Raw genomic sequence first — 21,168 nt, 5'->3', positions numbered from 1 at the left:
GAGGTGGTCGGGATACATGGCAAGCTGCCCGCCGAGCTGCCCGCTTTTTTCAAAAAGCGTCACGGTATGGCCGCGTTCCACAGCTTTGAGCGCAGCCTGCATACCGGCCACGCCGCCGCCCACGACGGCCACCTTTTTTGGGGTGGTGGGACGCAGCATGTATTCCTTGTACTGACCCTGACGGTAGAGCGGATTAACCGAGCAGTGACCGTCAAAGCTGGCAGTGTCAGAGATATTGACTTCCGTGGTCAGGGAGCCGCGGCGGCCGCCGTCCAGACAGTAATCGCAACGGATACAGGGCCGGATATCTTCTTCGCGGCCTTCGCGAACCTTGTTGAACCAGTAGGGGTCGGCGACGGACTGCCGTCCCACCAGCACGTAGTCACACTTGCCTTCGGAGATAAGTTTCTCGGCCGTCGCAGCACTGCCGATGGCCCCGACAACGCCCACGGGAATCTTGACGCCGGCCTTCTTGAGCGTATAGGCTGCTTCGGCATTATGAGCTTCGGGAACGAAGCAGGTGGGGTGCATCTTTGGGCGGGCGTGGGCATCGAGGCGAGTGCCGCAGGAGACGTGGATCATGTCCACATAATCCTGGAAGATGAGGGCCTGCTGTGCGCAGTCGTCAGGCGTAATGCCGCCTTCCTTTTTGTCGTCGCCGTTGAGCCGCACTTCTATGATCATGTCATAGCCAATGACATTGCGAATGGCTTGGATGATTTCCAGAGGATAGCGGCAGCGGTTTTCTACAGAACCGCCATAGGCGTCAGTGCGCTTGTTGCAGAGGGGAGAAAGGAAGTTGTTCATCAGCCAGCCGTGTCCGTAGTGCAGGAGTATGCCATCGAATCCGGAACGCATGGCCAGCACTGCGGCGTCCACATACATCTTTTTGACGTCTTCCATGTCTTTTTCATTCATGGCTTTGGTCATGCGTCCGTTGTACATGAACGCGCTCGAACTGATGAGTTCGTAGCCAGGCCACGGCAGCATGCAGCAGCCGGCGTGATAGATCTCGCACAGTGTCTTCGCACCGTACATGTGAACGGGACGCTGAAGGTTATGCATGTAGATGAAACCGTCAACCTTGTCGTCCAGCACGAGATCGCCGCGATGTCCTCCGTTCGGCGGAATTTCCATGGGGACAGTAATGCAGGCCGCGCCGCCGCGCGCATAGTGCGTATAAAACTCCACGCCATCTCGGTTCAGTCGGTGATGGGAGTCCACGATATCACCTTGAGAACCAAGAGGCGGCACCATGATGCGGTGTTTGAACGTGACCTGCTTTTTTTTGCCTACAGTGAGCGGAGTGAAGACGTGTGGATATTTTTCCTTGTACAGAGGCTTCATGGATTCCTCCCGACGATGGATTTGGATGCGGTGTTTTCTGCGCCGCTAGCTTGAGAATACGGAGAAAAGAGGGAAAAACGCTTTCCTTCCTCTTCTTTCTATGCTATTTTTGTGCCAAGATTATTATACTTTGATATCAGGAGGTTAGAAAATGGGGATGGAGAACTTTTCCCATATTTCGGAGAAAAATTGCCATATGTCGAAAGCGCTTGAGAAAAATTACGAAATAACGGAGGAGCGGGGAGCGTTTCTTGGCGCTCTCGAAAGTCTGACCTATGCTGACAGTCTGGTCGGAGCGCTTCAGCATCTTTTTTCGTTTTTGCAGGACTTTGTCCCAATCACCTACCTGTTTTATACCCCGCCCTATGAAAGTCAGACCTCAAACCATATCTATATATCAAAGGATGGTGTGCGTTTCATTGATAACATGAAGTCGCCAACACACGGAGAGATTAAACGTATTTTTGAACACAGAGAGCAGTTCAGTACGCAAAAAACGTTTTATATACACCAGAATAAAAAAATGGATGACTTCTTTAATATCCTCACAATGGATAAAGTGAAAATCTGCTCTCCATGTTTATACTTTTATTTTTTGTTTGAGGGACAAGTGCAGGGAAGTATTTATTTCGGCTGCTCTCAGGAGAAGGAGTTCACCCCGGAGGAACGTGTTTTTCTTGAACGCCTGTGGAAGCCTCTCTATTTCATCATCAGGTTTACACGTCAGCAGAGCCGTCTGGAAGAAATTCTTAAGATAACGCAGGAGAACAACCGTTCTCTGCGCAAACAGGTCAGCGGTTTTTCCGATATTGTAGGCGTCAATTCGGGACTCAAGGATGTGGCCAGAGAAATACGTATGCTCGCACCTTTCGATATTCCTGTGCTTATTACCGGGGAGACGGGCACAGGTAAAGACCTGTTTGCCTCCGAGCTGCACCGGCTCTCGCCGCGCCATGAAAAGCCGTTTGTGCCGGTAAACTGCGGCGGCATCGCGCCCACGCTCATCGACAGTGAACTCTTCGGATATGCGCGTGGGGCGTTTACGGGTGCGCTGAAGGATTACAAGGGCCGTTTTGAAAGAGCTCAAGGAGGGACCATTTTTCTGGATGAGGTAGGCGAACTTTCCATAGACGCGCAGACACGGCTTCTGCGCGTCATTCAGAACCATACGGTGGAGGTGCTTGGCGGGAGTGTGGTTTCCGTGGACTTCCGTCTTGTCTGCGCAACAAATCGAGATCTTCCGGCTCTGGTCAGGGAGGGGAAATTTCGTGAAGACCTGTTTTTCCGGCTGGCCGGCGTAACCGTCCGCATCCCGTCTTTGCGCGAACGTCTCGGAGATATTCCGCTACTTATCCAGGACGTGCTTCAGAAAGAGGCGGTACACTATGGCGTACCCGTCCCTGCGATAGCCGAAGGCGAGATGCAGAAAATGCTGGACTATGACTGGCCGGGCAATGTGCGCGAGCTTATTCATGTGGTGACGGAAGGCTTTGTGAGAAGCTTTGAGTCCGGGATGATCGTGTTTCGGGTGGGCCGCTCCCTTGGCGCTGTATCCAGGCAGGTGAGGCAAAACGTACAGTCTTTTGCCGACATGCAACGGGAATATTTCGAACAGGTGTTGCGGCTGTGTGACGGACGGATCTCCGGCCCACGGGGGGCGGCGGAACTTGCCGGACTCAAGCCTAACACATTGCGAGCAAAACTGGATAAGCTGGGCATATTGTATGGCCGTCGTGCCGGGGAGTGACCCGGGGGGAAGAAGGACGGTACACGGGGAGTTCCGCGGTGATCCGCCAGGCTGCGGAATTCTCCTTCAATGACTGACCAATCCTGCCTGAGAAGATATACGGATGTTGAATGCAAGGGCAGCTTCTTTGGATAAGAATGATTATTTAATGTATCACGCATAAAAATATCAAAAAGTGCTATTGCGGCGAGCAATAATGTAGCAAAGCCCTTCAGGGCTTTGTGTCCTGCGCTTGGGAGGGGTTTGCATCCCCTCCCAAGCTACCGCCCCGAAGATACCCCGCCCTTCAGGGCGGGGTGGGGCTCTATCGGCCTAAAGGCCGAGGTCTCAAACCATAAAGGAAGTAAGATGATAAATCTTTTTCACCTTCTGAAGGCTCATCTTTCCTCCCTTACGTTTTGAGTTCCAAGGCCCCACACCGTACTTCATGACAAGGTATCAGGAGCGTAGGCGCAACGCCCTGAAACGCCTTGCTGTCTTGTTTGGCCGTTGAAAACGTATCCTGCCATAGTTGTCGTTATAGTATGGTTTGAAGATGAAGACTGGCAATTTCCTGTGCTAACCCTATGTTTTCTGAAAAGGTGAGGTAAACTGGCTCGTTATCTCTTGGTGGGCTGTCGTGATAAATGTATCTGGTATATTGAAATCCACAGCGTCTGCGTGTCTGACGCTGTGGGGCCGTCATGTCCCAGCCTCGTTTCTCCCTTGACGAAAACGCCGTGCGCCCGTAACCTTTGCCAATGCTCCTTTTCAAAGTTTGCTGGTACTTTTTCTGAAAAAGGATGAATATCTGGATGGGCATGGCCCTGGCTTCGTTCCTGTTTCCGTCTTCATGCGGGGAGCCTCACCGTGATCGATCAGAGTTACTGGCAGTGTCATTTTTTCAGTCCCCAGGGCAAGGATAAGGATATGCACGGGAAAAAGCCCCAGTCCGGCCGCGTCTATCGCATCGGCGAAGCGGCGCGGGCGCTGAATCTTCAGACGAGCGTCCTCCGCTTCTGGGAGGGCGAGTTCCCCATGCTTCAGCCCGTGCGTACTCCCAAGGGGCAGCGGCTGTATTCCGAAAAGGACATGGAGACGCTACGGACTATCCGCTCTCTGCTCCATGAGCAAGGCATGACCATCGAGGGCGCCCGCCGTGTACTTTCCCACGGTGGCGCTGCGCTTCCTGCCGCCTCATCCGGGGAGGATTCTGCGCCTTCTCCTGCAGCCGCGGCGAACGGTCTGCTCATGGACATCGTTCAGGAACTGCGGGAGCTGCGCGCCATGCTCGCCGCCCAAAGCGCCGGGGAGGAGCGCATATGATTCTTTCGCCTTCGCTTCTTTCCGCTGACTGCGGCCGCCTTGCCTGGACACTCGCCGAACTTGAGTCCGCCGGTGTCAAGTGGGTACACTGGGATATCATGGACGGGCGTTTTGTTCCCAACATGACCTTCGGCCAGCACGTTGTCCGGGGACTGCGCCCCGTCTCAAAGCTGTTTTTCGACGTACACCTCATGATCGAAGAGCCCGAGCGCTATCTGGCGGACTTCAGGGACGCCGGGGCGCAGATGCTCGTTGTCCACGCCGAAGCCACCCGCCATCTTCAGCGCACGCTTGCCGAGATCCGCCGTCTGGGGATGCGGGCGGGCGTCGCCCTCAACCCCGCCACGCCGCTGACCGCGCTGGACTATGTTATGGATGATGCGGACATGGTCCTCATCATGAGCGTGAACCCTGGGTTTGGCGGACAGACATTTCTGCCGTCCACCTTCGCCAAGGTGTCGGCACTGCGCCGGAAACTTGATGCGGCGGGCCGGCAGGACTGCCTCATTCAGGTAGACGGCGGCGTAAACCTCGAAAACGCCGGGCCTCTTGTGCGGGCCGGGGCCGGCGTTCTGGTGTCCGGGTCTGCGTTCTTTGGCCATCCTCCTTACAGAGAGCGGCTTGAAAGCTTCATCAAAAATTCCTTTGTGGTTTGAGACCTCTTCCTTTCATGGGAAAAGAGTAGTTGACAAGACGGCGAAGCCGATGAAGGCCTTTTCCGTAATCTCTCCCTTCAGGAGGCAATCCGCACGATCCCTATCCGTCGGTTGCGGAGTCAGTCGGCGGATGGGGCGGCTGTGGATTGAAACATCGCGGCGGTACAATAATTTTTTTGGTCTTTTGTTGAAAAGGAGTGTTTCATGCCTGCTCGTTCAGAACTTGCCAACGCTGTCCGTGCGCTCGCCATTGACGCCATTGAAAAGGCCAAATCCGGGCACCCCGGCGCTCCCATGGGCATGGCGGACATGGCCGAAGCGCTGTGGCGCGGCTTTCTGAAGCATAATCCTGCCGACCCGGGCTGGCCGAACCGCGACCGCTTCGTGCTGTCCAACGGCCATGCGTCCATGCTGCTTTACGCGCTGCTGCACCTCACGGGCTATGAGGTCAGCATGGAGGACATCAGGGACTTTCGCCAGCTGGGAGCCAGAACGCCGGGTCATCCCGAAGCCGGCGTCACGCCCGGAGTGGAAATGACTACCGGCCCGCTGGGGCAGGGCATTGCCACGGCTGTGGGCATGGCTCTGGCGGAACGGATGCTGGCCGCAGAGTTCAACCGCGAGGGCTTTCCTGTGGTGGATCACTACACCTGGGTCTTTCTCGGTGACGGCTGCCTCATGGAAGGCGTGGCCGAGGAAGCCTGCTCTCTGGCGGGGACATGGAAACTGGGGCGGCTTATCGCGCTTTACGATGACAACGGGATCTCCATCGACGGCAAGGTGGACGGCTGGTTTACCGAGGACGTGCCCGGCCGCTTTGAGGCTCTGGGCTGGCATGTTGTGCGCGGCATAGACGGACACGACCCCGATCAGCTTGATATGGCCATACGCACGGCCGCAGCCGTAACCGACAGACCCTCGCTCATCTGCTGCAGGACCATTATCGGCAAGGGGGCGCCCACCAAGGCGGGAAGCGCTTCATGCCACGGTTCGCCCCTGGGAGCGGAAGAGGCCGCTGCGGCAAAAGCCGCCCTGGGCTGGAGTGCCGAACCCTTCACTGTGCCCGAAGAGATTCGGGCCGCATGGGACGCCCGCGCAGCCGGAGCCAGCGCGGAAAAGGCGTGGAAGGACATGATGGCCGCCTACGCCGCGGCCTATCCCGAGCTGGCTGAAGAATTCAACCGCCGTATGTCGGGGAAGCTCCCTGAAAACTGGGCTGAGGTTCGTGACCAGGCACTTGCTGCAGCCGCTGCCGAAGTCAAGCCCGTGGCCACCCGTGCGGCGGGCAAGGCCGTACTCAACATCCTGGCTCCGGCATTGCCCGAGCTTGTGGGCGGCTCCGCCGACCTCAGCGGCTCCGTGGGCACCGAACACAGTGCCGCGGCAGCTTTGAACCCCGATACCTATACCGGCAATTATATCCGCTACGGCGTGCGTGAATTCGGCATGGGCGCCGTCATGAACGGGCTTTTGCTGCACGGCGGCTTTCTGCCCTACGGCGGGACGTTCTTCGTGTTTTCCGACTACGCGAAGAGCGCCATACGCTCCGCGGCCATCATGAAGAAGCGCGTGATCTGGGTACTCACACATGACTCCATCGGCGTGGGCGAAGACGGCCCCACGCATCAGCCCGTGGAACAGATGGCGGCCCTGCGTCTGACGCCCGATGTGGACGTGTGGCGGCCCTGCGACTCTCTTGAGGCTGCGGCGGCCTGGACTTCGGCCATAGAACACGAAGACGGGCCGGTCTGCCTGGTCATGAGCCGTCAGAACCTGCCGCAGCAGACCCGTGCTGCTGAGGCCGCCCGGAACATCCGGCGCGGCGGCTATATTCTCAAGGACTGCGAAGGCGTCCCGGAACTCATCTATATCGCCACCGGCTCGGAGGTGCAGCTTGCCGTGGAAGCCGCGGAAAAAATTGCGGGCCAGGGGCGGCGGGTGCGCGTGGTGTCCATGCCCTGCACCGAGGTTTTCGACCGCCAGGACGCGGGATACCGGGAAGCCGTCCTGCCTGCTTCCGTGCGCGCCCGTATCGCTGTGGAAGCGCTGGCGGCGGACTACTGGTGGAAGTACGTCGGGCTTGACGGCCGCAGCATTGGCATGACCACGTTCGGAGCTTCCGCGCCCGCGGGCAAACTCTTCCCGTATTTTGGCTTCACGGTGGAGAATCTCGTGAAGCAGGGACTGGAAATCCTTTAATGAAGGAGAGAATGATGAAAGCACTGACTATGAATGATGTGGATATGAAGGGCAAACGCGTGGTGATGCGCGTGGATGTCAATGTGCCGATCCATGACGGCGTCATCACCAGCGACAAGCGTATCCGCGCCATCCTTCCCACGGTGCGCAAGGCCCTGGACGCCGGAGCGGGCGTTGTCCTGCTGGCGCACCTGGGGCGTCCTGTGGAAGGGGAATTCGACGAAAAGTTTTCCCTGCGCCCTGTGGCCGCCCACATGGGCAAGCTGCTGGGAACGCCCGTGGACTTCTGCGCCGAACCTCTGAAGGGCGTGGAATGCGCTCCGGGTCAGGTCGTGCTCTGTGAAAACGTGCGCTTCTTCAAAGGCGAAAAGAAGAACGATGAAGCTCTTGCGGCAAGTTATGCCGCCATGGGCGACATCTACGTCATGGACGCCTTCGGCGCCGCGCACCGTGCCCAGGCTTCCACGGAAGGCGCATTGCGCAAGGCTCCCGTGGCCGTGGCCGGGCCGCTCATGTTCGCCGAGATGGAAGCGGCCACCAAGCTGCTTGAGACGCCGGAGCGTCCCCTTTTCGCCATTATCGGCGGTTCCAAGGTCTCCACGAAGCTGACCGTGCTTGAGAACCTCCTCAAGCATGTGGACGGGCTTATTGTCGGCGGCGGCATCGCCAACACCTTCCTGGAAGCCGCGGGTTACAATATGGGAGCCTCCCTGGTGGAAAAGGATCTCATCCCTGAAGCCAGGCGCCTCATCGAACTGGCCAGGGAACGCGGCGTCCGCCTGCCTCTGCCCACGGACGTCGTGGTCGCGCCCGATTTTGAACACGCCTCCGAGGCGGTGACCAAGCCCGTGTCCGCACTGTCCGCCGCGGACAGCGCCTTCGATATCGGCGAAGCCACCGCCACGGAATACGCCAAACTTCTTTCCGAGGCGCGCACTATCGTGTGGAACGGGCCTGTGGGCGCGTTCGAGACCGTGCCTTTTGACAACGGCAGCCGTGCGCTGGCCGCTATCCTTGCAAAGAGCAAGGCCTACACCGTGGTTTGCGGCGGTGATACCGTGGCCGCCGTGGAAGCCTTCGGCCTGGCGTCCAACATGGGCTATCTGTCCACGGGCGGCGGCGCCTTCCTTGAAGTCCTTGAAGGCAAGACGCTTCCGGCGGTGGCGGCTCTGGCCGACGCTGCAGAGAAAAAATAGCGGCACTGCGGAAAAGACAGAAACGAAGGGGCGGGATATTTCCCGCCTCTTCTTTTCCCGTGCGCCTTTTTTCGGCGCGTCCCTACGCCGGAAAAGGCCGGGAGCCGTGCGCTTCGGGTCTTGCTTGTAATGGGCAGGTGTGTTCGGTCAGCCCTGGCGTCCGTGATGGGGGCGTGGCTTTTTCAGAGTCTCGGCGAGGGCGTTCCCCACAAGCTGCCCGCTGGCAAAGGCCCAGTGGATATTGTAGCCGCCCAGCAGTCCGGTGATGTCCACGATTTCGCCGCAGAAAAAAAGGCCGGGTACGCTCAGACTTTCCAGACGGCGCGAGAGTGAGGCCAGGGCAATGCCGCCTGCGGCGGCTTCGGCTCGCTTCATGCCTTCCGTGCCTGTGGGGGCTGCCCGGAAGCGGTGACAGGCATCCGCGAGGCGCTGCCGATCCTTTCTGCTCAGGCCCGCCGTTTTGCGCTCAGCAAGTTCTGGAGGACAGAGGGCTTTGGCGAGGCGGGCGGGAAGATGGCGGGAGAGCAGATTCTTTACCAGCAATCGGCTGTTTTCCCTGGCATCGAGGAGCGTGGAAACGGAAAGTTCGGGGAGGAAGTCGATGACAAGCCCGTCCCCGGGCCGCCACCAGCAGGAGACGGTGAGTACGGCTGGCCCGCTCACGCCCCGATGGGTGAAGAGCAGGGGGCGTATCCCCTCGGGATCCGGCCAGGACACGGAGCCGCCGCGTTCCAGTCCCAGGCGCACGTTCAGGCTTATGCCTTCCAGTCCGGCGAGTGGCCAGCCGTCCGGCATGATCAGCGGCACGAGAACGGGGCGGAAGGGGACAAGCGTATGCCCCCAGGAGACGGCCAGACGGGCCAGACGGTCGCTGCCCCCGAGCTGCGGGCAGGCGGGAGAACCGCAGGCCAGTACCAGTGTACGGGCGCGGATGCGTTCTCGGCTGGTGAAGAGAACAAAAAATTCATCCTCCGTTCCACCGAAGCTGTGTTCCGAAGCGGCGGGGCGGAGTATGCGGCCCACGGTTTCGCCAAGATAGAAATCCACGCCCGCGTCGTCGCACTGGACGGCCAGCCGTTCGGCCAGGAGGGAGGCGGGGCGCAGGCCGAAGATTTGCCCGAAGTCCCTCTCTTCCACCGGAAGGCGCAGTTCCCGCATGAGAGCGAGCGCATCCTCGCAGGTGAAGGAGCGCAGCACAGAACGCAGAAGAGCCGTGTCTTCGCCCAGATAGCGATTCTGCGCAAGAATGCGGTTTGTCACGTTGCCTCTGCCCCCGCCGGAGACGGCAAGTTTGGCCCCCGGCTCAGCGTGGCTGTCAATGAGGGCGGTGCGCAGACCGCGGCGGGCGGACTGCCGGGCGCAGAGCAGACCCGCAGGGCCGGCTCCGATGATGGCGGCGTCGTAGATCATGGAAGCTCCGTACAAAAATCGCATCAGCGCAGGGCCGTCACCAGCGTCACAGCCTTGAGTCCGCGCAGTTCTCCCGTGAAGCCCAGGTGTTCTTCCGTGGTGGCCTTGAAGCTCACCCGATCCAGGGGCAGGTCGAGCAGCCGGGCCACATTGCGCCGAATGGTCTCGGCATGAGGTGCAAGGCGCGGCTTCTGGGCAATCACCGTGAGGTCGGCGTGGACAAGGCGCACACCCGCTTCAGCGGCAAGGCTCAGGACGCGATCCAGCAGAATCACCGAGGAGATACCTTCAAAACGGGCGTCGCTGTCCGGGAAGAGCCGGCCTATGTCTCCGGCGCCGAAGCAGCCGAGCAGCGCATCCATGAGGGCGTGCAGCAGCACGTCGCCATCGGAATGGGCGCGGACGAGGAAAGGGCCGCCGATGGTGACGCCGCCGAGTATGAGAGGACGGTCGCCGCCGTAGGCGTGTACGTCGTAGCCGTAGCCGCAGCAGGGCAGGGCGGGCTTCGCTTCGGAAAGCAGAGCCAGATCCTGAGGGTGCGTGATCTTGATATTCTCCATGTCTCCCTCGATGACGCGGACAGTGTGCCCGCAGCGTTCCATGAGCGAGGCGTCGTCCGTGACCTCCCAGCCCTCGGCTTCGGCGCGGGCGTGGGCTGCTCGCAGCAGTTCCAGCGGAAAAGCCTGAGGCGTCTGCACGGCCCGCAGACTGGAGCGTTCCGGGGTGCGGGCCACAGCGCCGCTTGCATTCACTTCCTTGATGGTATCGGACACGGCCACGCCGGGGATGACGCCGCCGTCCGTATCATCCAAAGCCAGGGCCAGACGCGAGACAAGAGCTGTGGAAACGAAGGGGCGGGCGCTGTCGTGGATGAGGACGAAAGCGCAGTCGCGGGGCAGGGCGGCCAGTCCCAGCCGCACGGAATCCTGACGCCTGACGCCTCCGCTCACGGCAACGAGCGGCACACCAGGAGGATTTGCCTTTTTCAGTGAACGCATTTCCGCTTCCGCTTCCGTTTTTTTGTCAGGAGGGAAGACCAGCGCCAGCCCGTGGATGCGGGGAGACGCCGACAGAGCCAGAACGGAGCGCCACCAGAGCGGCGCGCCTTGATACCGGAGAAACTGCTTTTCCCTTCCGCCGGTGGCGGTGGATAAGCGTTTCCCCTGACCGGCGGCAAGGATGACGCCCCAGCATGTCTTGTTCATGTTCGATCCTTGAAACTACGGGGAAAGCCCCTGTGCATGGTGCGCCGTTCCCACAGCGGAGAGAGGCGGCGTGCTTTTTGATAGCACATCCCGGGCCGCAGGCAAAGCGGCTCCGCCGGCAGATGTTCAAAATTTTTTCAAGGCAGGCACCAAAAACGTTGCGGCCGCGGAGCCAATGTTCAAAAAACAGTACGTCAGTGGGTTTCTTTTAGCCGGAAAAAGCGCAAAGTGGTTTTATAATATACTGATATAAAAAGAAAAATATTTTTTTTGCAAGGTTTGGCACACTTTTTGCTTTAAAGAAAGCATTCCTCTGACAGTACACATCTTTGCCCGTCGGCTCCCTCTCCGGCGGGCTTTTTGTGTTTTCAGAAAGAAGGGCTTGTGTTCCTCACGGAATACGGGCAGACTGCGTTCAACGTTGTTGGAGGATAGTTCTATGAGTCTTTGTCCCTGTGGTTCCGGCCTGGAGCTGGATGTCTGCTGCGGCCGGTACATCGACGGAAAGGCCAAGGCCCCGACGGCCGAAGCCCTTATGCGCGCCCGCTACACGGCCCACTGTCTCAAAAAATACGACTTTCTCACGGATACCACGCACCCCGAGTTTCGCGAGGGCGCTTCTGCCGAAGAAATTCAGGAATGGTCTTCCTTCATGACCTGGGAGGGCCTCGACATCCTGGAGACCAGCGCTGGTGGAGAAAACGACAGTACGGGAGAAGTGAAGTTCTGCGCGCATTACAGCGTGAAGAATATTCCCCAGGAGCTGCGCGAGGACGCCTTTTTTCGCCGGGAAGGAGAAGAATGGTTCTATGTGGACGGAACAGTTCACGCCAGACAGCCCGTGCGGAACGCCGGTCCGAAGATCGGCCGTAACGATCCCTGCCCCTGCGGGAGCGGCAAGAAGTACAAGAAGTGCTGTATGCCGCGCTGAGCGTGAATTTGGTCCAATCTCCGGCGCTGAAGGTGGAGAGGTGTCTGTTTTCCCGAAAAAGAGGCTTGCAGAGTTCGGGAAAACTCTGTACAAATTTTCTCCGTACAGCATGTACTGCTTCCCCGGTTTTCGGATCGGGGATCTGAGCGGGAAAAGAATGATGGCCGGGCTTGCCATTTACAGGCAAGTGTGTCAGACTAACTCCTGACAAGAGGAATCTTTTTTCCTTGCATGTATGTTATCCATGCCCCCGCATGGAAGAATCTCAACAGTCCAACATGTCCAAGGAGGACGCGCATGGCTGAAGTTTCTTTCCAGGGAAAGACCTTTGAAGTCGATGAAGACGGTTTCCTGCTGCGTTTTGACGACTGGTGCCCTGAATGGCTCGAATATGTGAAGGAGTCTGAAGGTATTCCCGAACTCACTCCCGATCATCAGAAGGTCATTGATTTCCTGCAGGACTACTACAAGAAGAACGGTATTGCGCCCATGGTCCGCATCATGTCCAAGAATACCGGCTACAAGCTGAAGGAAATCTACGAGCTCTTCCCCTCCGGCCCCGGCAAGGGAGCCTGCAAGATGGCCGGCCTGCCCAAGCCCACCGGCTGCGTGTAAGTCGTCAAACTTTATACACGATACCGCCCTTTATGGGTACAAAGGCGAAAGACTTTTCTTTTTCGCCTTTGTTTTTTCACAGGCAGTCGCTTCGAAAAGCTGCAGCAGCGTGCAAAAGGTGCGGGATATTTCCTTTCCGCCCCGTTTTTCTGCTTGCGCGCCCCCGTAGCCTTTGATAGTGATAAAGGCATCCGATTCTACGAAACTTTTTTACTTTTATGGAGGATTCCATGAAAACGTTCCGTACCATTCTGCTTGCTGCCGCTTTGGTTCTGGGACTTGCCACGGCTTCGCAGGCCGCGGACATGGTTCGCAAGGTGGACAGCTTTGACTTCCTGGCCGACTACTCCGGCTCCATGATGATGAAGAATCCCGCCCTTGGCATGAGCAAGGTCGCCGCCGCCAAGCAGGTTCTCTCCGCCATCAACAACACCATTCCGGATCTGGGCTACAAGGCTTCCATGCACACCTTCGGACCCGGTGCCGGCGTTGTTTCCTACGGTGACTGGGACAAGGCCGCCATGCAGGCCGGCATTGCCTCGCTCAAGACCGATCAGCCCATCTTCTCCCGCATGACCCCGATGGGCGAAGGTCTGGCCGCCAATTCCGCAGCCTACGCGGGCATGGCTCGTCCTACCGCCGTCATCATCGCCTCTGACGGCGCCAGCAACACCGGCGTGGATCCCGTGGCCGAAGCTCTCGCCATCTATCAGGCTCAGCCCGGCATCTGCTTCCACATTGTTTCCTTTGCCGACACGGAAGAAGGACAGGCCATCCTCGACAAGATCGCCGGCTTGAACCACTGCTCCGTCACCGTGAACGGCGCCGACCTGCTCGCCGATCAGAAGGCCGTGGATCAGTTCGTGGCCGACGTGTTCTACACCACCGGCGAGACGGAAGAAGCCCTCGTGCTTCACGGCGTGAACTTCGCTTTCGATTCCTACGCTCTTGATGAAAAGGCTCAGGGCATCCTCGATGAAGCCGCCGCTGTGCTGAAGGAAAAGAATGCCGCGGTCACTCTCGAAGGCTGGACCGACTCCATTGGTTCCGACGCCTACAACGCCGCTCTGTCTCAGAAGCGCGCCAACGCGGTTAAGGATTACCTCGTGAAGCAGGGTGTGCCCTCTTCCAGCCTTGCCGCTGCCGGTCAGGGCAAGTCCTTCAAGTATGACAACGCCACGGAAGAAGGCCGTTACCTGAACCGCCGCGTGGAACTCCTCTTCAAGTAAGAGATTGATTGAAAAGGTCCGGCGCGAGCCGGACCTTTTTCCATGGTTTTCGGAGAGTTTTAATGTTTCGTCATTATCTGATGGGAGCCGCCGTCTGGTGTATGCTCATCGGCGCTCCCTGCGCGGCGGACGCTGCTGCCAGTGAAACGCAGGTTCAGGCCGAGCTCCAGTCCTTTGTCAATGGATATGTGAGCAAGACCAATCGCAGCATGACCTGCAGCAAGGCACGCCCCAAGGTGTTCAAGCGCGGCGGCAAGTATGTCGCCACCTATACGGAGATCGATCCGCAGAGTACTTCTGCCAAGATGAAGAAAAGCAACAGCAAGCATTTCGACTACATAGCGACGCTGCGCTACGAAGAACGAACCTACGAAAGTGTTGGAAATACCCAGAAGGCCGCCAGAGGCGGCAAGTTCCAGTGCGTCAAGATCCGGCGTCTGACAGAGCTTCCCCGTTATGTGAAAGGCAAGTGGGAAAATTGACGCCCAGGTAGAATCGGAAAAAGGTCCTCTGCAAAAACAGAGGGCCTTTTGGCGTTTAAAAGGGGCGATTGACTGCAGAGAAAGCGCCGTTTGCGCACGTCAAGCACATGTTCGGCAAGCCGCGGCAGCCTTGCCGTGAATGGAGCATGGCTTGTCGCTTGAGATTGGTGCGTCACCTTTTGTGACCGCTTCGCAGGTTTTTCGTGCGGGCCTTGTCTCACGTCGGTGAGGGTGCGCAGACATGTTTGGCGTGCGTGGGAAGTTTTTCTTCGGAACGCCGGAAGCCCTGCCGGCGGCGGGAAGGCAGTGCTGTTCCTTTCGCAGGGTGGGGTGAGGGAGAATGTGTCTTGCCGGCTGTCGGCCACGCCTCAGCGATGGCGGAAGGTCGCACCGTTTTCCCCCGCCGGCTCAGGCGGGTAAGCCGAGGCAGGGGCGCCTCGTCCGCTGCTTCGGCCCGCTCGCGGACAGGGCGCCGGAAGGGAACATCCCACCCCGCAGGGCGGTTCAGCCTGTCTCCCGCGTCAGATCAACCCCACCTTGAAACGTCGCAGATGTTTCCTTTCTGTTTTCTTCCGTGTTTTTGCGTTGACCCTGTACCGATAACGCCAAAAACGGTTTCGTCCTTGTGCTGGAAACTCTGCGGTCTCTGGGGGGCAGGACAAAACTGCCGGACGCTGGAGCGCCCGGCAGAGAGGGGGGGGGAGAAGCGGCTATCGTTTTTCCGGCAGGAAGGACGCCAGGATTCCGATGAGCAGAAGACCGATGACAACGCTCAGGGAGATGAGCGCGGGCATATGGACGACTCCGGCCACGTCCAGCAGCATCTTGACGCCGATATACGCAAGGATGGCGATGACCGACTTTTCCAGGTGGCGCAGGTAGCGCTTGGCGGCTGCCAGCAGGAAGAACATGGATCGCAGACCCAGTATCGCAAAGATATTGCTCGTATAGACGAGGAAGGGGTCGGGCGTGATGGCCAGCACGGCGGGCACGGAGTCGAAGGCGAACATGATGTCCGAGATTTCGATGACCACAAGGCAGAGGAAGAGCGGGGTGGCTTTCCAGCGCAGCCGGCCCGTGGGCGTTTCCGTCACCGTCACGGCGTCCACGCTTTTTCTTGGTGCTCCCACGGGGTGGCCCAGTTCATCAACGCGGGCGAAGAAGTCGTGCCCGTGCAGGCGGGGGTGTATGGGGATGAGCTTCCGCGTCCAGCGTACAGCCCAGTGGGAGGCGTAATCCACTTCCTTTTCTTCGTGCTTGCCCATGGACTGAAACATTTTCCATGCCGTCCAGAGGACGAACACGCCGAAGCCCGCGAGAGCGTATGGTCCGAACAGACTGATCAGGGAACTGCCCGCGGCCACAAAGGCGAGGCGCATGACCACCGCGCCGAGTATGCCGTAGAACAGCACGCGGTGCTGATAGGCGTCCCTGATGCCGAAGGAAGTGAAGATGGCCATCATGACGAAGAGATTATCCACGGACAGCGATTCTTCCAGCAGATAGCCGGCGATGAAGAGCTGCGCCTTGTCGCTGCCTTCCGTCCAGCCGATATAGCCCGCAAAGGCAAAGGCGAGGCTGATCCAGATGGCACTCCAGATGGCGGCGTCGCGTGCGGAGACGGGCTTGTCCTTGCTGTGGGCGTGCAGATCAAGCCACATACAGACAACGATGATGGCCAGGAAAAGGAAGACTTCGACGAGAGAATGTCCGAACATGGTTCCTCCTGTTTTCCGGGAGGAAAAAAAGACCTCCCGGCAATACGAACGATTGCCGCGAAGGTCTCACTTATCAGTCGGGCTGACGGCGATACCAGGAGCGATTCCGCTCCATGCTGTTGATATCACCCGGGATTCAGGATCCCAGCTACTCCCCTTTGCGTGGAAATTTCTCTAGACGTTTTTCCCGGAGCTGTCAAGCGGCAGGACCGCCTCGGTTCTGAAATGATTTTTCAGCCAAAGAAAACGGCAAGGCCCTTCAAAATTTACGCCTGCGCCGGTGGCACCCCTCCCGGGCTGCCGCACTCCCATACTCTGTCCTGAAGGACGGGGTGGGGGTAACGTATGAAAATTCCGAAGAAGGTCGCGCCTTAATCGAACCTGAACCGGTAAGGTTCAGCCGCAAACGGCGCTTGCCGTGCTGCGGGCATGAGGATAGACTTCAGGGAGCCTGACGTTCTGGAGGTAACATGCCGTTTCGCGTGTCCCGTACTCATCACCCTGCCCGCGGCCACGACCCGCTTGTCGTGCGCCTGACCTCAGGATTTCGCCGCTTTCAGCAGCGCTGGTATCACGATGAGCCTGTGTTCGACAGACTGCGCCTGGGGCAGAACCCTCATGCGCTCGTCATCGCCTGCAGCGACTCCCGCGTGGATCCCGTCCTGCTCACGGACAGCTCCCCGGGCGACCTCTTCGTTGTGCGCAACGTCGCCAACATTGTTCCGCCGTATGTCTCCGGCACAACGCCGCGGGGCGTCTGTTCGGCGCTTGAATACGCCGTGAAGCATCTCAAGGTGAAGGATATCATCGTCCTGGGGCACGCCTGCTGCGGCGGTATCCATGCGCTTGTCGCCGGAGAGACCCGCGGCGGCGATGATGAATTTATCGATCAGTGGGTGGCTCTGGCGGGGAAGGCTCTGGAGCGCGCCCGCGCCGAATGCCCCGAGTCCGGCGAGGCGGAGCTCGCACGGGTCTGCGAGCTGTGGAGTGTGCGCCTTTCGCTGACGAACCTCATGACGTTTCCGTGGGTGAAGAGCAGGGCGGAAGCGGGGCTTCTTGCCCTGCATGGCTGGTATTTCGACCTTCAGAGCGGCGAACTATTGGAGTACGATCAGGAAAAAGAAGGCTTTTCCGTTCTGGTAGGGCATCCCGCCCGTCACGAACGTCCTGCGCCCGGACATCCTTCCGCCCGCGGGCATGGCCCGGGACGTTGACGGCAGGTTTCCTGCGCATTCCGTCATCAAACGTTCCTTTCCCATAACTTCTCCCTTCGGGTGGCAAACCGCCCCTTTCCTTCCTTATCCGCCGGAGCGGGAAAGTCGGTTGCGGCAGAAAACATGGCATTGACGGAAAAAAGGTTTATATTTATTCTGAGTTATGGTCTTAATCTGGACTAGGACAAATGGAGGTCATATGCCCACAAAGATTTTGCACAAGGAGAAGCTGATCCCCGGCAGAACCAGCAAACTGGTTCTGGATGCGCCGCAGATCGCTTCTACGGCAAAGCCGGGACATTTCGTCATCCTTCGCGTGGATGAACACGGCGAACGTTTCCCGCTCACCATCGCCGATACGGATCCTGTCAACGGCACCATCAGCATCGTGTATCTGGTACTTGGCCGCTCCACTCAGCTTCTCGAAGAACTGGAAGAAGGCCAGGAAATTCTGGACGTGTGCGGGCCTCTCGGCCGTGCCACGGTCATTGAGAAATTCCCCGCTCCCAAAAAGGTTATCTGCGTTGGCGGCGGTACCGGCGTTGCGGCCATGCACCATATTGCCAAGGGCCACCACAACGCAGGCAACTATGTGATCGCCTGCATCGGCGCGCGGAACAAGGATCTCCTGCTGTTCCACAAGGAACTTTCCCTGTTCTGCGATGAAGTGCTGGTCTCCACGGACGACGGTTCCTTCGGACAGAAGGGCATCGTGACGGATCTGGTTCGCGCCCGTCTGGACAGTGAAGGCGAGAACATTGCCGAAGTCGTGGGCGTGGGGCCTGTTCCCATGATGCAGGCCGTGGCTGAGCTGACCCGCGGCTACGGCGTGAAGACCACCGTGAGCCTGAACTCGCTCATGGTGGACGGCCTGGGCATGTGCGGCGCCTGCCGCGTCACCGTGGGCGGCGAAATGAAGTTCACCTGCGTGGACGGCCCTGAATTTGACGGCCATCTGGTGGACTTTGCGGAGCTGCGCAGCCGTCTGGCTTCCTTCCGTGCGGAAGAGAAGATCGAGGCCGAGAACCATAGATGCCATTGCTTTGAAAAGAAGGAGGGCTGATCATGAGCCAGGAAAGCATTCGTGGGGCCAAAATCCCCCGTCACGAGATGCCCTGCCAGGAGCCCCAGGAGCGCATCAGGAATTTTAAGGAAGTCGCTCTCGGCTATACCGCCGAGATGGCTCACGATGAAGCCACCCGCTGCCTGCAGTGCAAGAAGCCCCTGTGCCGCGGCGGCTGCCCCGTGGACATTCCCATCCCGGAATTTATCCATGAAGTCGTGCTGGGCAATATCGACGAGGCCAGCCGCATCATCCATTCCGCCAGCAGCCTGCCCGCCGTGTGCGGCCGCGTCTGCCCGCAGGAAAAGCAGTGCGAAGGCCGCTGCATCCTTGGCAAGAAGGGGCAGCCCGTGGCCATCGGCCGCCTGGAACGCTATGTGGCTGACCACGCTTCCGATGAAGAAGTTCCGGCCATCACCCGCACGGGACACCGCGTGGCCTGCATCGGCTCCGGGCCTTCTTCCGTGACCTGCGCCGGCTATCTGGCCCGTCTGGGCGTGGATGTTACCGTTTTTGAAGGGCTGCACGAGGCCGGTGGTGTGCTCATTTACGGCATCCCCGCCTTCCGTCTGCCCAAGGACGTGGTCGCCCACGAACTGGACAACCTGCGCGCCATGAACGTGGACATCCGCCTGAACTATGTGGGCGGCCGTACCGTGACGCCTCAGGGCCTGCTGGCCGAGGGCTACGACGCCGTGTTCATCGGCGTGGGCGCGGGGCTTCCCCACTTCCTCAACGTGCCCGGCGAAAACTGCAACGGCGTGTTTTCCGCCAACGAATATCTGACCCGTGTGAATCTGGGCCGCGCCCACTCCTTCCCTGATTACGACACTCCCGTGGCCAGAGGCAAGCATGTGACCGTGTTCGGCGCGGGCAACGTGGCCATGGACGCCGCCCGTACAGCTCTGCGTCTGGGCGCGGAGACCGTGCACATCGTGTACCGCCGTACCCGTGCCGAAATGCCCGCCCGTGGTGAGGAAATCGAACACGCGCTGGAAGAGGGTGTGCAGCTTCTGGAACTCTCCGCACCGGTGCGCTTCATCGTGGGCGAAGACAGCCGTGTGCAGGGCGTGGAGCTTCAGCGCATGGAGCTTGGCGAACCCGACGCTTCCGGCCGCCGCCGTCCGCGTCCCATAGAAGGTCAGAACTTCACGCTGGAAACGGATCTGGCCATCGTGGCTCTGGGAACCCGTCCCAACCCGCTGCTCATCAGCTCCACCCCCGATCTGGCCTTGAACGAAAAGGGTTATATCAAGGTGGACGAGAACGGCGAGACTTCCATTCCCAACGTGTACGCCGGCGGTGACATCGTTACCGGCGCGGCAACCGTGATTCTGGCCATGGGCGCCGGACGCCGTGCCGCCCAGTCCATCGCCCGCAGGATGGGGCTGGAACAGTAGCCTGTTCACTGGCTTAGAGAACTGAAAGGGGGAGGTCGCCTCCCCCTTTTCTGTTGTGCAGAGGGTGGCGCCGGCAGCGTAGACATGGACGCCCTGCGTCTGGGCGCAAAGATCGCGCACATACCGCCGTACCCGTGCCGAAATGCCCGCCCGTGGTGAGGAAATCGAACACGCGCTGGAAGAGGGTGTGCAGCTTCTGGAACTCTCCGCACCGGTGCGCTTCATCGTGGGCGAAGACAGCCGTGTGCAGGGAGTGGAGCTTCAGCGCATGGAGCTTGGCGAACCCGACGCTTCCGGCCGCCGCCGTGCGGCGGTTAGGGAGGAGAGTTTTTGCCTTTCGTTTCCTTATCCGCCGGAGGCACGGCGTGTACGCCGCTGATAGCGAGCAGGCCGCGCACAATCGGGCTTCGCCCGTTGTGCCTGTATGGTCCGCGCCCCGAAGTCAAGAAGAAATCCGAAGGCCTTATCATTTTCACGATATTTGATTAACTTCGCGCTTAGCCAGTCTCCTCCTTTCTGGACATCTTTTTGATAGGTTCAGGCTCTGATGACTTGCGGAGAGTGCATGCATGTATCCGGCTTTCGCTCTCTTTTGCGAGCCATGATGAAATCCGCACGATGGGCTCTCTTATCACTTTTTCAGGGTTGTTACCTTTGCACAACGCCGGAGTTCCCCATCGTCGGCTCTGCCGTTTGCTCATCAGTTCTGAGCTTTCTTACGCGATGCTGTAATCCTGACGGTACTCCTCACTCTTAGCCAATACGTTCCAAAGAATTCTTGCTGTCTTATTGGCCTGTGCAACTATCGCCACAAACTTTCCCCGGCGCATTGCCACTTCCTGCATCCATTGGGCCCTTCTATCTTCCTGCGGCTGTTTGTATTGCCAGAACAGCCAGAGAGATCGCGCCCCCTGAATGAGAAGTTTGCGGATGTACGCATTGCCTCGCTTGCTGATGCCGAGCAGTTTCTGCTTGCCCCCTGAGGAGTATTCTCTTGGAGTCAGACCAAGACAGGCTGCGAATTGACGCCCGTTCTTGAAGTGGCGAGCGTTACCCATGTGCGCAGTGACAGCCGTAGCCGTCAGCACACCGACACCGGGTATCCGCATCAGTCGAGTGCAGTCCTCGTCCGCTTTCGCCATGCTGACAAGCTGCTTTTCCAGTTCCCCGACCCGCGTATCCAGTTCTCTCAGCTCCTCATGCATTGCCGTGAAGAGTTGTTTGAAGGCTGCGGAAAGTCTCATGTCGTCTGGAGCGATCAGCAATGGCAGTTCACGCCGCACCCAGGCTATCCCTTGAGGAATGACGATGCCTATCTCATGAAGAAGAGCCCGAATCTGATTGACGAGTGCGGTTCTGTTGCCGACAAGACGTTCACGGACTTTATGCAAGGCCATGAGCTGTTGTTGATCAACGGTTTTGATGCTGACAAACTTCGTACTCGGTCTGCG

Annotated in this window: 17 protein-coding genes, 1 pseudogene and 1 riboswitch; of the genes and pseudogenes, 13 read left to right on the top strand and 5 right to left on the bottom strand. The window is 59.0% G+C overall.

Translation table 11 applies throughout. The features are described from left to right. The coding region (locus tag Q0Z94_RS07260; protein ID WP_298068348.1) for an NADH:flavin oxidoreductase at nt 1-1,347 on the bottom strand (1,347 nt) is incomplete at its 3' end. Nucleotides 1,348-1,957: 610 nt separating this feature from the next. Between Q0Z94_RS07260 and Q0Z94_RS07255 the strand changes: the two genes are divergently transcribed. The 5 genes from Q0Z94_RS07255 to Q0Z94_RS07235 all read left to right on the top strand — a co-directional run bounded on the left by Q0Z94_RS07255 (nt 1,958) and on the right by Q0Z94_RS07235 (nt 8,450). Further along, nucleotides 1,958-3,094 carry a sigma-54 dependent transcriptional regulator gene (locus Q0Z94_RS07255; RefSeq protein WP_298068347.1) on the top strand — a complete coding sequence of 379 codons (1,137 nt, stop codon included), beginning with the start codon at nt 1,958-1,960 and terminating at the stop codon, nt 3,092-3,094. Between the two features lie 849 nt (nt 3,095-3,943). Further along, on the top strand, nt 3,944-4,399 hold the full coding sequence (locus Q0Z94_RS07250) for a MerR family transcriptional regulator (protein WP_366517587.1): 456 nt from the start codon (nt 3,944-3,946) through the stop codon (nt 4,397-4,399). Continuing rightward, nucleotides 4,396-5,055, top strand: coding sequence for a ribulose-phosphate 3-epimerase (rpe, locus tag Q0Z94_RS07245; RefSeq protein ID WP_298068346.1), 660 nt, complete (start codon nt 4,396-4,398; stop codon nt 5,053-5,055). Before Q0Z94_RS07250 ends, rpe begins: the two co-directional genes overlap by 4 nt. Before the next feature lie 204 nt (nt 5,056-5,259). Then, complete coding sequence (tkt, locus tag Q0Z94_RS07240) at nt 5,260-7,254, top strand: transketolase (protein ID WP_298068345.1); 1,995 nt, start codon at nt 5,260-5,262, stop codon at nt 7,252-7,254. A gap of 14 nt (nt 7,255-7,268) precedes the next feature. Continuing rightward, nucleotides 7,269-8,450 carry a phosphoglycerate kinase gene (locus Q0Z94_RS07235; protein ID WP_298068344.1) on the top strand — a complete coding sequence of 394 codons (1,182 nt, stop codon included), beginning with the start codon at nt 7,269-7,271 and terminating at the stop codon, nt 8,448-8,450. 147 nt (nt 8,451-8,597) lie between these two features. Here the strand turns inward: Q0Z94_RS07235 and Q0Z94_RS07230 are convergent, their stop codons facing one another. Then, nucleotides 8,598-9,860 (bottom strand): aminoacetone oxidase family FAD-binding enzyme, encoded by a 1,263-nt coding sequence (locus Q0Z94_RS07230; protein ID WP_298068343.1) that lies wholly within the window; start codon nt 9,858-9,860, stop codon nt 8,598-8,600. 23 nt (nt 9,861-9,883) lie between these two features. Continuing rightward, a complete protein-coding gene (gene ispD / locus Q0Z94_RS07225) occupies nt 9,884-11,065 on the bottom strand; it encodes a 2-C-methyl-D-erythritol 4-phosphate cytidylyltransferase (RefSeq protein WP_298068342.1) in 1,182 nt (393 codons plus the stop codon). Between the two features lie 439 nt (nt 11,066-11,504). Here ispD and Q0Z94_RS07220 point away from each other — a divergent pair, with 439 nt between their 5' ends. From Q0Z94_RS07220 to Q0Z94_RS07205, 4 genes are all read left to right on the top strand, one after another. After that, the gene (locus Q0Z94_RS07220) at nt 11,505-11,996 is read left to right on the top strand and encodes a YchJ family protein (RefSeq protein ID WP_298068341.1); all 492 of its coding nucleotides are present in this window, start codon (nt 11,505-11,507) and stop codon (nt 11,994-11,996) included. Between the two features lie 297 nt (nt 11,997-12,293). After that, nucleotides 12,294-12,611 (top strand): TusE/DsrC/DsvC family sulfur relay protein, encoded by a 318-nt coding sequence (locus tag Q0Z94_RS07215; protein ID WP_298068340.1) that lies wholly within the window; start codon nt 12,294-12,296, stop codon nt 12,609-12,611. A 230-nt stretch (nt 12,612-12,841) separates the two neighbouring features. Further along, a complete protein-coding gene (locus Q0Z94_RS07210) occupies nt 12,842-13,840 on the top strand; it encodes an OmpA family protein (RefSeq protein ID WP_298068339.1) in 999 nt (332 codons plus the stop codon). Between the two features lie 62 nt (nt 13,841-13,902). After that, nucleotides 13,903-14,322, top strand: a complete 420-nt coding sequence (locus Q0Z94_RS07205; protein WP_298068338.1) for a hypothetical protein — start codon at nt 13,903-13,905, stop codon at nt 14,320-14,322. A gap of 710 nt (nt 14,323-15,032) precedes the next feature. On the opposite strand, the gene Q0Z94_RS07200 is transcribed toward Q0Z94_RS07205, so the two are convergent. Continuing rightward, nucleotides 15,033-16,040 (bottom strand): TerC family protein, encoded by a 1,008-nt coding sequence (locus Q0Z94_RS07200; protein WP_298068337.1) that lies wholly within the window; start codon nt 16,038-16,040, stop codon nt 15,033-15,035. Nucleotides 16,041-16,047: 7 nt separating this feature from the next. Continuing rightward, nucleotides 16,048-16,209, bottom strand: a riboswitch (yybP-ykoY riboswitch). 301 nt (nt 16,210-16,510) lie between these two features. Between Q0Z94_RS07200 and Q0Z94_RS07195 the strand changes: the two genes are divergently transcribed. The 4 genes and pseudogenes from Q0Z94_RS07195 to Q0Z94_RS07180 form a co-directional block, all read left to right on the top strand. After that, nucleotides 16,511-17,254, top strand: coding sequence for a carbonic anhydrase (locus Q0Z94_RS07195; RefSeq protein WP_298068336.1), 744 nt, complete (start codon nt 16,511-16,513; stop codon nt 17,252-17,254). 199 nt (nt 17,255-17,453) lie between these two features. Next, on the top strand, nt 17,454-18,317 hold the full coding sequence (locus tag Q0Z94_RS07190; RefSeq protein WP_298068335.1) for a sulfide/dihydroorotate dehydrogenase-like FAD/NAD-binding protein: 864 nt from the start codon (nt 17,454-17,456) through the stop codon (nt 18,315-18,317). 2 nt (nt 18,318-18,319) lie between these two features. Then, complete coding sequence (gene gltA, locus Q0Z94_RS07185) at nt 18,320-19,717, top strand: NADPH-dependent glutamate synthase (RefSeq protein ID WP_298068334.1); 1,398 nt, start codon at nt 18,320-18,322, stop codon at nt 19,715-19,717. Between the two features lie 66 nt (nt 19,718-19,783). Continuing rightward, nucleotides 19,784-20,024: pseudogene (locus Q0Z94_RS07180) on the top strand (dihydropyrimidine dehydrogenase); the annotation flags it as partial. A gap of 409 nt (nt 20,025-20,433) precedes the next feature. Here Q0Z94_RS07180 and Q0Z94_RS07175 read toward each other — a convergent pair. After that, nucleotides 20,434-21,168, bottom strand: a 735-nt coding sequence (locus Q0Z94_RS07175; protein ID WP_298068333.1) for an IS110 family transposase, incomplete at its 5' end; no start/stop codon positions are given.

The organism is uncultured Mailhella sp. (genome assembly GCF_947631555.1).
Classification (GTDB): Bacteria; Desulfobacterota; Desulfovibrionia; order Desulfovibrionales; family Desulfovibrionaceae; genus Mailhella.
The sequence above is the reverse complement of the archived record's forward strand: the minus strand, read 5'-3'. Positions and strand labels throughout refer to the sequence as shown.